Here is an 11789-nt window from a genome sequence, read left to right on the forward strand (position 1 = left end):
CCCCCCTTCCCCTCCTCCACATCCGCCCCCCTCAATCGAGATGCGAGCCACTGGGACGTCATGAAGATCCAAGACCTTCCGTATCCGGACCCGGGTGAACCGGACGCACGCTCGGGCCCCAGATTCCTGTGGTGGCTCTTCCGCAACCAGCTCGGCGGCCAGCTCACCGCCCTGGCCTGGGGGCTGGTGCACTTCGTGGCCGTCTCCGGACTGCCGTTCGGTGTCGGGTTCGCCGTCCAGGCCGTCGTCGACCGCTCGGGCGGGCGGCTGGCCCTCGCGGGCGGGCTGATGGTGCTGTGCGGCTTCGCCATCGCCCTCGGCGACAGCATGCTCCACCGGTCCGCGGTCACCAACTGGATCACCGCGGCAGCCCGCGTCCAGCAGTTGCTGGCCCGCAGGACCGCCCGGCTCGGCTCGGCGCTGACGCGGCGGGTCGCGGCCGGTGAGATCGTCGCTGTCTCCACGGGGGACGTGGAGAAGATCGGCTGGTTCGTCGAGGCCTTCTCCCGGTTCACCGCCGCCGCGCTGACCGTCGTCCTGGTCTGCGTCGGCCTGTACGTCTACCAGCCGGCGCTCGGCATCGTGGTCGCCGTGGGCATCCCGGTCCTCGCCGTCGCCGTGCTTCCGCTGCTGCCGCGGGCCACCCGCAGGGCCGACTTCCAGCGTGAGAAGGCCGGCCGCGCGACCGAGCTGGCCTCGGACACCGTCGCGGGACTGCGTGTGCTGCGCGGCATCGGCGGCGAGGAACTCTTCCTCGACCGCTATCGCCGGGCCTCGCAGGAGGTGCGGCACGCGGCCGTGCGCAGCGCCGGTATGTGGGCGCTGATCTCGGCGATCCAGGTGCTGCTGCCGGGTCTGCTGATGATCGCGGTCGTCTGGCAGGGCGTGCATCTGGCCCGGCAGGGCCGGATCACCGTCGGTGAGCTGGTCACCGTGTACAGCGCGGTCATGCTGCTGACGTATCCGCTGCGGCACTTCGAGGAGATCGCCATGGCGTACTCCTTCTCCAGGCCGTCGGCGAAACGGGCCGCGCGGGTGCTGTCCCTGGAACGCGCCACGGACACGGCGGGCTCGCGCGAGGCGGTGGTACCGGCCGGGGATCTGTACGACCCCGCAACCGGGCTGCTGGCCCCCGCGGGGTGCCTGACCGCGGTGGTGTGCGGCGATCCGGACGCGGCGGGTCTGCTGGCGGAGCGGCTCGGCGGGCACCCCGCCGAGGAGGGCACTTCGGCGCTCCTCGGTGGCGTACCGCTGGACGAGTTGCCGCTCTCCAGCACCCGCACGGCCGTCCTCGTCCAGGACAAGGACCCGGTGCTGCTCTCCGGTTCGCTGCGTGAGCTGCTCGACGTGCCCGCCTCGGGTGCGGTGAGCGCCGCCGAGGCGCTGGCCGCCGCACAGTGCGGCGACGTGCTGGAGTCGCTCGTGCAGGGTTCGCTGAACGCCGAGGACCCACTGGACGCGCGGATCACGGAGCGCGGACGGTCGTTGTCGGGCGGCCAGCGCCAGCGGCTGGCGCTGGCCCGCTCGCTGGTCACGGACCCCGAGGTGCTCGTGCTCGACGAACCGACGTCGGCCGTCGACTCGCACACCGAGGCCCGGATCGCCGACGGGATACGGGAGTTGCGCGCCGGCCGGACGACGGTCGTGTTCACCTCCTCGCCCCTGCTCCTGGACCACGCCGACCGGGTCGTACTGATCCACGAGGGCGAGGTCGCGGCCGTCGGTGTGCACCGGGAACTGGTCCACACCGAGCCCCGGTACCGGGCCGTGGTGACCCGGGAGACCGAGGACGAGGCGGCCGCCGACCACGATCTGAACGGCCTGAACGGCCTGAATGACCTGGACGACGTGGAAGAACTCGCGGAACTCAAGGAAATCGGAGAGACGGCATGATCGGCGTGGCGCCACCGGCGTACGACCCGGCGGCCCCGACAACGGCGAGCACCCTGCCGGTCGGCGCCTCCGCGACAGTACGCGCCTACGTGGTTGAACTGTTCCGCAGGCACCGGAGTGCCTTCCTGCTCCTGGTCACCGTCAACACGGTCGCCGTGGTGGCCTCCATGGCCGGCCCGTACCTGCTGGGCGACCTCGTCGAGCGGGTCTCCGACCATGCCCGCGAAGTCCATCTGGAGCTCACCGTCGGCCTGTTCGCCGTCGCACTGGTCGTACAGGCAGTGTTCGTGCGGCAGGTGCGCCTGCGCGGCGCGATGCTCGGTGAGCGGATGCTGGCCGACCTGCGCGAGGACTTCCTCGTGCGGGCGGTCGGGCTGCCGCCTGGTGTTCTGGAGCGGGCGGGCACGGGTGACCTGCTCTCCCGCATCACGACCGACATCGACCGGCTCGCCAACGCGATGCGCGAGGCGGTGCCGCAGCTCGCCATCGGCGTGGTCTGGGCGGCGCTGCTGCTCGGCGGTCTCGTCGTCACGGCACCGCCGCTGGCGCCGGCCGTGCTCCTCGCGGTGCCGGTGCTGGTGATCGGTTGCCGCTGGTACTTCCGGCGCGCGCCCTCGGCGTACCGCTCGGAGGCCGCCGGGTACGCCGCCGTGGCCGCCGTGCTCGCGGAGACCGTGGACGCCGGGCGGACCATCGAGGCCCACCGCCTGGGCGACCGCCGGATCGAACTGTCGGACCGGCGGGTCAGGGAGTGGACGGCCTGGGAGCGCTACACGCTGTGGCTGCGGTGTGTGCTCTTCCCGGTCATCAACGCCACCCATGTGACGGTGCTGTGCTCGGTGCTGATGGTCGGCGGGGTGTTCGTGCTCCAGGGCTGGATCGGCGTGGGCCAGTTGACCACGAGCGCGCTGCTGGCCCAGATGCTCGTCGACCCGGTGGGTCTCATCCTTCGCTGGTACGACGAGCTCCAGGTGGCCCAGGTGTCGCTGGCCCGGCTGGTCGGCGTCCGGGACATCGAGCCGGACGCCGGCGACTCCTCGCTTACCCCGGACGGGCGGGACGTGCACGCGGACCAGGTGCACTTCGGCTACCGGGAGGGCGTGGACGTGCTGCGCAAGGTGTCCCTGGAGGTCGCGCCGGGCACCCGGCTCGCCCTGGTGGGCCCTTCCGGCGCGGGCAAGTCCACACTGGGCAGGCTGCTCGCCGGGATCTACGCGCCCCGGACCGGCCGGATCACCCTGGGCGGCGCCGATCTGTCCAGGATGCCCGCCGAGGAGGTCCGCTCGCATGTGGCGCTGGTCAATCAGGAGCACCATGTCTTCGTCGGCTCGCTGCGCGACAACCTGCTGCTGGCCCGCACGGACGCCGGGGACGCCGAGCTGTGGGCCGCGCTGGGCGCGGTCGACGCCGACGGCTGGGCCCGGGCGCTGGACGAGGGGCTGGAGACCGAGGTCGGCTCGGGCGGGTTCGCGCTCACACCTGCTCAGGCCCAGCAGATCGCGCTGGCCCGGCTGGTGCTGGCCGACCCGCACACGCTGGTCCTGGACGAGGCGACCTCGCTCCTCGACCCGCGCGCGGCCCGTCATCTGGAACGGTCCCTGGCCCGGGTACTGGACGGCCGTACGGTCGTAGCCATCGCCCACCGGCTGCACACGGCCCATGACGCGGATGTCATCGCCGTCGTGGAGAACGGCCGGATCAGCGAGCTGGGCAGCCATGACGAGCTGGTCGCGGCCGACGGGGCGTACGCGGCGCTGTGGCGGTCGTGGCACGGCTGACACACCGGTGACCGGGCAGCGGGGCGGAGCCTGGTCGGCTCCGTCCCGTTGCGCGGTCCCGACAGTGGGTGGAACGCTGGAAGCGGCTGCCCGCCCACCCGGGCGGCGCCGGGGCCGGTCCCCACCCACCTGGAGGTACCCGTGGACAGTGACGAGGGATGGGGAGACGACGTCTACCAGCCCGACGGATCCGAGGTACAGGACGACGCCGGCCTTCTGGACGCCGAGGACACCCTGGTCACCGACGGTGTCGACGACCCCCTCGACCGTGGCTGGTCCCCTCCGGACCGGCCCTGGGCGGTGGAGCGCACCGGTGTGACGGCGGCGGAGCGCAGGCAGGGCGAGAGCCTTGACCAGCGCCTCGCCGAGGAAGTGCCGGACATCGCGACCCCGGACGGCGACGGCATCGGCGACTGCGCGGGCATGGAGGGCGAGCCGCTCGACAACGAGGTGGGCGCCGCCCGCTCCGGCCGTCTGGTGGCTCCCAACGAGGGCGCGCACGAGGACGGGGAGAGCGGGCTGATCGCCACCGACGTGGGCATCGACGGCGCCGCGGCCTCGGCCGAGGAGGCCGCGATGCACATCGTCGACGAGGACGCCCTGTCCGGCTGACCGTCCCGACAGGCCCAGGACCCCATGGGGCGGCAGACCGTCCGAGCGAGGAGAGCACCCATGCAGCAGGACAAGCAGCCCGCGTACCGGCCGGTCGTCTTCCGGGACCGGGCCGCCGGATACGCCTTTCTGACCCGGTCCACCGCGACGAGCGAGCAGACCATCGAGTGGGACGACGGCAAGACGTACCCGGTCGTGGACGTGGAGATCTCCTCGGAGAGCCACCCGTTCTACACCGGCAAGGCCCGGACTGTGGACACCGAGGGCCGTATCGCCGCCTTCGAACGGCGATACGGCGGCGAGGAGGGCCAGAGCTGAGCCGGCGGTCCCGGTAGCCGTCGCCGGGCGGATCAGATGAGGTTGAGCGCCGCCGCGCAGCCCACTCCGCCAAGCAGCATGAACGCCGGCATGAGGACCTTCAGCTCGACCCAGCTCCCGGCCCGGAACCGCATCGCCTTCGGCGGGCCGATCGGGTACCAGCGCTTGCGGCCGATCGGGATGGGCCACAGGACCGGGCAGCCGGACACCGTCAGCGCGTCCCCGATGTCGTGCACCAGCGCGCCGAGCACGATCGGCAGCCCGAGCCACAGGTACGTCTGCCCCGGATCCGTGAACAGCCAGTCCGCGCCGTTGCCCGGCTTGTCCAGGACGCCGGCCAGGATCCAGGCGCTGGTCGCCGCCAGCAGCCAGACCAGGATGTCGGCGCTGGAGCCGCGCGTCGCCCGCCAGAGCAGGCCCTCGATGGCGAGCACCATGTGCACGAAGAGGATCGCCAGCACCGCCCAGCGGCCCCCGGTGATCGCCAGGGCGGAGGCTCCCGCACCGATCAGGACCGCCCAGAGCCAGGTGTGCGTCAGTGTCCGGTGCCCGCCCGAGCGGCGTGGGTCGCCCTGCTTCTTCGTCGCCTTGTAGACGGCGTAGGAGAGCTTGTCGACGATCTCGCACAGTCCGCGCGAGACCGGGCCGAAGGCGCGCGAGATGGTCGCCGCCTTGTGGTCGAGGTCCGGGGCGAGTGCGGCACCGGCGCAGATCAGGGCACCGGCCAGCACCACCGGCCAGGGCATCGGCTCGCCGGCCGCCGCCGCGGCGGCTCCGACCCCGAGCCAGGCCGCGGCCCCCGAGAGTGAGTGTGCTGGTCCCATCATGGCCGTGTCCCGCCCTATTCCTCGTACGCCGCTGTCCAGTTGACCGGGTGCGCTGACGCTCCGTCGGCGACTCAGGGTAGCGGCCACGATCTTGGGACGGGCATCCGATTCCCCCTTCACCTGGGATCACAGGCAAGATGGGGGCGTGACCCTCATCGATCAGTTGCCGCCGACCGCCGACCCCGACGCCCTCTACGAAGCCTTCGAGTCGTGGGCCCAGGAGCGCGGTCTCACGCTCTACCCGCACCAGGAGGAGGCGCTGATCGAGGCGGTCTCGGGGGCGAACGTGATCGTGTCGACGCCCACCGGCTCGGGCAAGAGCATGATCGCGGCGGGCGCGCACTTCGCCGCGCTGGCCCGGGACGAGGTCACCTTCTACACCGCGCCGATCAAGGCCCTGGTCTCGGAGAAGTTCTTCGAGCTGTGCAAGATCTTCGGCACGGAGAACGTCGGCATGCTGACCGGCGACGCGTCCGTGAACTCCGACGCCCCCGTCATCTGCTGCACGGCCGAGGTGCTGGCTTCCATCGCGCTGCGCGACGGCAAGCAGGCGGACGTCGGCCAGGTCGTGATGGACGAGTTCCACTTCTACGCCGAGGCCGACCGGGGCTGGGCCTGGCAGATCCCGATCCTGGAACTGCCGCAGGCGCAGTTCATCCTGATGTCGGCGACGCTGGGCGACGTCTCGATGTTCGAGAAGGACCTCACCCGTCGCACCGGCCGCCCGACCTCGGTGGTCCGCTCGGCGATCCGCCCGGTCCCGCTGTCGTACGAGTACCAGTTGACCCCGATGACCGAGACCCTGACGGAACTGCTGGAGACCAGGCAGGCGCCCGTCTACATCGTGCACTTCACCCAGGCGCAGGCGGTGGAGCGGGCGCAGGCGCTGATGAGCATCAACATGTGCACGCGCGAGGAGAAGGACAAGATCGCCGAGCTGATCGGCAACTTCCGCTTCACCACCAAGTTCGGCCAGAACCTGTCCCGTTACGTCCGGCACGGCATCGGTGTCCACCACGCCGGCATGCTCCCCAAGTACCGCCGTCTGGTCGAGAAGCTGGCCCAGGCAGGCCTGTTGAAGGTCATCTGCGGCACGGACACACTCGGTGTCGGCGTCAACGTGCCCATCCGCACGGTGCTGTTCACGGCGCTGACCAAGTACGACGGCAATCGCGTACGGACTCTGCGCGCGCGTGAGTTCCACCAGATCGCCGGCCGCGCGGGCCGCGCGGGCTTCGACACGGCCGGTTTCGTCGTCGCGCAGGCGCCCGAGCACGTCATCGAGAACGAGAAGTCGCTCGCCAAGGCGGGCGACGACCCGAAGAAGCGCCGCAAGGTGGTCCGCAAGAAAGCGCCCGAGGGTTTTGTCGGCTGGACGGACAGCACCTTCGAGAAGCTGATCGCCTCCGATCCGGAGCCGCTGACGTCCCGCTTCCGGGTGACCCACACGATGCTGCTGTCGGTGATCGCCCGCCCCGGCAACGCCTTCGACGCGATGCGGCACCTGCTGGAGGACAACCACGAGCCGCGCAAGCAGCAACTGCGGCACATCCGGCGAGCGATCGCCATCTACCGCTCGCTGCTCGACGGCGGCGTCGTCGAGAAACTGGACGAACCGGACGCGTCCGGCCGCATCGTCCGCCTGACCGTGGATCTCCAGCAGGACTTCGCACTCAACCAGCCGCTGTCCACCTTCGCGCTGGCCGCGTTCGAGCTCCTCGACCCGGAATCGCCCTCGTACGCGCTGGACATGGTGTCGGTGGTCGAGTCCACGCTGGACGATCCGCGCCAGATTCTCGCGGCCCAGCAGAACAAGGCGCGCGGTGAGGCCGTCGGCGCGATGAAGGCGGACGGCGTGGAGTACGAGGAGCGCATGGAGCGCCTCCAGGACGTCACGTACCCGAAGCCGCTGGAAGAACTGCTCTTCCACGCCTACAACACCTACCGCAAGAGCCACCCGTGGGTCGGCGATCATCCTCTCTCCCCCAAGTCCGTCATCCGTGACATGTACGAACGCGCCATGTCCTTCACCGAGTTGGTGTCCCACTACGATCTGGCCCGCACCGAGGGCATCGTGCTGCGCTATCTCGCGGGCGCGTTCAAGGCGCTCGACCACACCGTCCCCGACGACCTCAAGTCCGAGGACCTGCAGGATCTGATCGCCTGGCTGGGCGAGATGGTGCGCCAGGTCGACTCCAGCCTCCTGGACGAGTGGGAACAGCTCGCCAACCCGGAGGTGATGACCGCCGAGGAGGCCCAGGAGAAGGCCGACCAGGTCAAGCCGGTCACGGCCAACGCGCGCGCCTTCCGTGTTCTCGTCCGCAACGCCATGTTCCGCCGCGTCGAGCTGGCCGCGCTCGACCAGGTGGAGGCACTGGGCGAACTGGACGCGGAGTCCGGCTGGGACGCCGACGCGTGGGGCGAGGCGATGGACAAGTACTGGGACGAGTACGAGGACCTCGGCACCGGCCCCGACGCGCGCGGGCCCCGGCTGCTGATGATCGAGGAGGAGCCGCAGAACAGGCTGTGGCGCGTCCGGCAGACCTTCGCCGACCCCAACGGCGACCATGACTGGGGCATCAGCGCGGAAGTGGACCTCGTCGCCTCCGACGCGGAGGGCCGCGCTGTCGTCAAGGTCACCGCCGTCGGCCAGTTGTGAGCACAGGAGAATCGCACCCATGACGAACGCAGCCGAGAGACTCGTCGACCTGCTGGACCTGGAGCAGATCGAGGTCAACATCTTCCGTGGCCGCAGCCCCGAGGAATCCCTCCAGCGGGTCTTCGGCGGCCAGGTGGCGGGCCAGGCGATGGTCGCCGCCGGGCGCACCACGGACGGCGAGCGTCCGGTGCACTCGCTGCACGCGTACTTCCTGCGCCCGGGCCGTCCGGGCGTGCCGATCGTGTACCAGGTCGAACGGGTCCGGGACGGCCGGTCGTTCACGACCCGGCGGGTCACGGCCGTGCAGCAGGGCCGCACGATCTTCAATCTCACCGCCTCCTTTCACAAGCCCGAGGAAGGCAGCTTCGAACATCAGCTGCCGCCGGCCCGGAAGGTCCCCGACCCGGAGTCCCTGCCGAACGTCACCGAGGAGATCAAGGAGCATCTCGGCGCGCTGCCCGAGCACTTCGAGCGAATGGCGCGCCGTCAGCCCTTCGACATCCGTTATATGGACCGATTGCGCTGGACCGCCGAGGAGGTCCAGCGGTTGGAGCCGCGCAGCGCGGTGTGGATGCGGGCGGTCGGCCCCCTCGGCGACGATCCGCTCGTCCACACGTGCGCGCTGACGTACGCCAGCGACATGACGCTGCTGGACGCCGTCCGGCTCCCGGTGGAGCCCCTGTTCGGCCCGCGGAACTTCGACATGGCCTCGCTGGACCACGCCATGTGGTTCCACCGGCCGTTCCGCGCGGACGAGTGGTTCCTGTACGACCAGGAGTCCCCCATCGCCACGGGCGGGCGCGGGCTGGCTCGCGGCCGGATCTACGACGTCGAGGGCAGGCTGCTCGTCTCCGTCGTCCAGGAGGGGCTGTTCCGGAAGCTGGACTGAGGAGCCCCGTCAGTTCAGACCCGTGCGGCGCTCTTGTGGTCCCGCGCGGGGCGTGGGTTTCTGCCGCGCAGTCGGCTCAGCAGGCCGCGGGTTCGTTCAGGTGCCCCGGGGTGACTGCTGTGCAGTTGCGGGGGCATGGACCGCACTGCCTCCCGCTCCGGCGTTTGGTGCGGGGTCCGGTCCGGGTCCGGGCTCGGGCGCGGTGCGGGCCGGTGATCGCGGGCCTCGGCCAGGGTTTTGGCCAGCTCCGCGCGGAGCCAGCCGATCTCGTCCGGATCGTCGGCCGTCATGATCCGTTCGGCCAGTTGGGCGGCGGGGGAACCCGGCACCCCGTGGGCCGGCCGCTGCGGCCGGAAGCGGTTCACACAGGCGCGTTCGTACGGGTCGTCGACGATCTCCGCGACCTGGGCGGTGTCGAGGAAGGACGCCACGACGGCGGCCCGCGCCCATGGGTCGTCGGCCGGCCGGAGCAGGAATCCCAGTTGTCGGCCCCGCCAGTTGCGGGGCCGCAGGTCGATGCCCGCGTCGAGGCGGTCCCGCTGGCTCTGGGAGGTGCGGCCGGTCAGCAGTGGGGCGGTGTCGTCGCCTGTGGCGAACTGCCGGAGTTCGTCGGCGAGATACAGCCAGACCACGGCCCGGTAGCGGTTGAGGTAGAACGCCACCGGCGTCACCAGGCCGAGCCGGGCCAGGCGGGTGAACCGGGTGGGCGTCACATCCATGAGCTTCGCGCCGTCCGCCGTGCCCACCGCCCGGACACGTTCGCGGAGGGTGTCGGGGAAGTGGGCGTCGTTGCGCAGCCGGTCGATCTCGTCACGATCGACCCGTCGGCCGCCGCCCCCTTCGTCAGGAACGGTCCGTACGCGTCCGAGATGCACCGCCAGGTCGAACTCCCGGCGTTTCAGCCCGAGTTCGCGTGCGGCACGGCTCGCTGTGAAGGGCGCGCCGGACGTGTGGAGCGTGTCGGTGGCTGTTGTGGCGGCCGTCCGGGCGGGTTGTGTGACGCTGACACCTGACATGGTCGGTCTCCCCCGTGGAGTGGATGGCCCGCGCCGTGTGCGCCGGCCTCGGGAAAAACCGTAGCCGGTTTCGCGCCCGGACCGCCGAGCCTGTGGATAACTCTCTCCGCGAGGCGATATTCGCAGGTCAGACGTCTGATGCCGAAGACTGCTCAGGTCGCCTGGCGTCCACATCGAGGTGTTCGCCGACCCGGTTGACGAGCAGTGTCATCTCGTAGGCGATCTGGCCGATGTCGGCCTCCGCGGCGCTGAGCACACACAGACAACTGCCTGTACCGGCCGCCGTGACGAACAGCACCGCGTCGTCGAACTCGATCATCGTCTGACGCACCTGGCCCGCGCCGAAGTGGCGTCCCGAGCCTTTCGCCAGACTGTGCAGGCCCGACGAGACAGCGGCGAGGTGCTCGGCGTCCTCGCGCCGAAGTCCGGTGCTGGCGCCTGTCACCAGCCCGTCGTTCGACAGGACCAGCACATGTCTTATGTGCTCGACACGCTCGGTCAGATCGTCGAGCAACCAGCCAAGCCCTTGGTTCTGCGCCATGTTTCCGATCTCCCCGTGCTGCAGACCCTCCAAGCCGAAGGATCCGGGCAGCCAGCCTTCACCACGGCCGCCTTCCGAGCAAGCAGGAGGGGTTTATGGCACAGAAGATGACCTGCCCGCGTCAGCCGACGGAGTCGAGCAGCCGGGCGGTGTGCATCCGGCCGGCGTACTCGACCAGCCGGATCAGCACCTCTTTGCCCGAGTCGCGGCTGCGTGCGTCGCAGAGCACCACGGGTGTGCCCTGGTCGAGATCGAGGGCGCGCGACACGTCCTTGGCGCCGTAGGTGCGGGCTCCCGCGAAGCAGTTGACTGCCACCACGAACGGGATGTGCCGGTGTTCGAAATAGTCCACGGCGGGGAAGCAGTCCTCCAGCCGGCGGGTGTCCGCGAGGACGACAGCACCGAGGGCACCCTGGGACAACTCGTCCCACAGAAACCAGAAGCGGTCCTGGCCCGGTGTGCCGAACAGGTACAGCGAGAGCCCTGAGCGGATGGTGATACGGCCGAAGTCCATGGCGACGGTCGTGGTGACCTTCTGGTCCACACCGTCGGTGTCGTCCACCGACTGGCCCGCTTCGCTCAGCAGTTCCTCTGTGCGCAGCGGCCTGATCTCACTGACCGCGCCCACCAGGGTGGTCTTGCCCACGCCGAACCCGCCGGCGACAAGTATCTTCAACGCCAGCGCGGACATCTCGTCGTCCGTGGCGTCGGAGTGCTCGGAGACCATCGATCACTTCTCTCGGGAGGGCCTGCAACAGTCGGAGTCCGTGGGCATCAGCATGGCAACTCATGGCCCGCATTGGGGTGTTGGACCACTAATAGACCGATGTGAGCGCTTGCGACGGTTCGGTGTCCGGAAGGACGCACAACTCGGCGTGGTCCGGATGGTTCCGCGTCTCTCGTCTACAGCGCCCTCAGCCCTTCGATCACCTCGCGCAGAATGCGTTCGTCGGGCAGTTGCGCGGGCGGCACCGGACGGCTGACGGTGACACGGCCCAGCTCCAGCAGGTCGCCGAGCAGTACCCTCACCACCCCTACGGGAAGGTCGGCCCCCGCGGCGAGTTCGGCGACGGACTGCGTCTCCGTACGGCACAGGCCGATGAGCACCCGGTGCTCGGGGCCGAGCGCGGTGTCGTCGTCCGTGCCGGGCGCGCCCGTGTCGAGCGTGACGAGCGCGATCAGGTCGAACCGCACGCCTGTTGGGCCGGGCCTGGTGCGTCCGCCCGTCATGGCGTACGGGCGGACGAGGGGCCCGG

At 70.4% G+C, this 11789-nt stretch carries 11 protein-coding genes; 6 read left to right on the top strand and 5 right to left on the bottom strand.

What is annotated here, in order from left to right:
* Positions 1–60 precede the first annotated feature (60 nt).
* The 4 genes from AOK08_RS32180 to AOK08_RS32195 all read left to right on the top strand — a co-directional run bounded on the left by AOK08_RS32180 (position 61) and on the right by AOK08_RS32195 (position 4601).
* Positions 61–1893, top strand: a complete 1833-nt coding sequence (locus AOK08_RS32180; RefSeq protein WP_055532666.1) for an ABC transporter ATP-binding protein — start codon at positions 61–63, stop codon at positions 1891–1893.
* A complete protein-coding gene (locus AOK08_RS32185; protein WP_055532668.1) occupies positions 1890–3671 on the top strand; it encodes an ABC transporter ATP-binding protein in 1782 nt (593 codons plus the stop codon). Before AOK08_RS32180 ends, AOK08_RS32185 begins: the two co-directional genes overlap by 4 nt.
* A gap of 141 nt (positions 3672–3812) precedes the next feature.
* A complete protein-coding gene (locus AOK08_RS32190) occupies positions 3813–4283 on the top strand; it encodes a DUF5709 domain-containing protein (RefSeq protein WP_055532670.1) in 471 nt (156 codons plus the stop codon).
* Positions 4284–4343: 60 nt separating this feature from the next.
* Positions 4344–4601 (top strand): type B 50S ribosomal protein L31, encoded by a 258-nt coding sequence (locus AOK08_RS32195; RefSeq protein WP_055532672.1) that lies wholly within the window; start codon positions 4344–4346, stop codon positions 4599–4601.
* A gap of 32 nt (positions 4602–4633) precedes the next feature.
* On the opposite strand, the gene AOK08_RS32200 is transcribed toward AOK08_RS32195, so the two are convergent.
* Positions 4634–5428 carry a metal-dependent hydrolase gene (locus AOK08_RS32200; RefSeq protein WP_055532675.1) on the bottom strand — a complete coding sequence of 265 codons (795 nt, stop codon included), beginning with the start codon at positions 5426–5428 and terminating at the stop codon, positions 4634–4636.
* 145 nt (positions 5429–5573) lie between these two features.
* Here AOK08_RS32200 and AOK08_RS32205 point away from each other — a divergent pair, with 145 nt between their 5' ends.
* Positions 5574–8087, top strand: a complete 2514-nt coding sequence (locus tag AOK08_RS32205; protein ID WP_055532676.1) for a DEAD/DEAH box helicase — start codon at positions 5574–5576, stop codon at positions 8085–8087.
* 19 nt (positions 8088–8106) lie between these two features.
* On the top strand, positions 8107–8976 hold the full coding sequence (locus tag AOK08_RS32210) for an acyl-CoA thioesterase (protein ID WP_055532678.1): 870 nt from the start codon (positions 8107–8109) through the stop codon (positions 8974–8976).
* 14 nt (positions 8977–8990) lie between these two features.
* Here the strand turns inward: AOK08_RS32210 and AOK08_RS32215 are convergent, their stop codons facing one another.
* From AOK08_RS32215 to AOK08_RS32230, 4 genes are all read right to left on the bottom strand, one after another.
* Positions 8991–9992, bottom strand: coding sequence for a DUF6397 family protein (locus tag AOK08_RS32215; protein ID WP_055532680.1), 1002 nt, complete (start codon positions 9990–9992; stop codon positions 8991–8993).
* 127 nt (positions 9993–10119) lie between these two features.
* Positions 10120–10533 (bottom strand): roadblock/LC7 domain-containing protein, encoded by a 414-nt coding sequence (locus tag AOK08_RS32220; RefSeq protein ID WP_055532683.1) that lies wholly within the window; start codon positions 10531–10533, stop codon positions 10120–10122.
* A gap of 121 nt (positions 10534–10654) precedes the next feature.
* Positions 10655–11260 carry a GTP-binding protein gene (locus tag AOK08_RS32225; protein WP_055532682.1) on the bottom strand — a complete coding sequence of 202 codons (606 nt, stop codon included), beginning with the start codon at positions 11258–11260 and terminating at the stop codon, positions 10655–10657.
* A gap of 176 nt (positions 11261–11436) precedes the next feature.
* On the bottom strand, positions 11437–11789 hold a 353-nt coding region (locus AOK08_RS32230; protein ID WP_055532684.1), incomplete at its 5' end, for a DUF742 domain-containing protein.

It is taken from the genome of Streptomyces graminilatus (assembly GCF_001418565.1).
Taxonomy (GTDB): domain Bacteria; phylum Actinomycetota; class Actinomycetes; order Streptomycetales; family Streptomycetaceae; genus Streptomyces; species Streptomyces graminilatus.

Bases quoted from the DNA above. Each gene is read 5' to 3' on its own strand.
- AOK08_RS32180 (WP_055532666.1), top strand. From the start codon at position 61: ATGAAGATCCAAGACCTTCCGTATCCGGACCCGGGTGAACCGGACGCA.
- AOK08_RS32185 (WP_055532668.1), top strand. From the start codon at position 1,890: ATGATCGGCGTGGCGCCACCGGCGTACGACCCGGCGGCCCCGACAACG.
- AOK08_RS32195 (WP_055532672.1), top strand. From the start codon at position 4,344: ATGCAGCAGGACAAGCAGCCCGCGTACCGGCCGGTCGTCTTCCGGGAC.
- AOK08_RS32200 (WP_055532675.1), bottom strand. From the start codon at position 5,428: ATGATGGGACCAGCACACTCACTCTCGGGGGCCGCGGCCTGGCTCGGG.
- AOK08_RS32210 (WP_055532678.1), top strand. From the start codon at position 8,107: ATGACGAACGCAGCCGAGAGACTCGTCGACCTGCTGGACCTGGAGCAG.
- AOK08_RS32215 (WP_055532680.1), bottom strand. From the start codon at position 9,992: ATGTCAGGTGTCAGCGTCACACAACCCGCCCGGACGGCCGCCACAACA.
- AOK08_RS32220 (WP_055532683.1), bottom strand. From the start codon at position 10,533: ATGGCGCAGAACCAAGGGCTTGGCTGGTTGCTCGACGATCTGACCGAG.
- AOK08_RS32225 (WP_055532682.1), bottom strand. From the start codon at position 11,260: ATGGTCTCCGAGCACTCCGACGCCACGGACGACGAGATGTCCGCGCTG.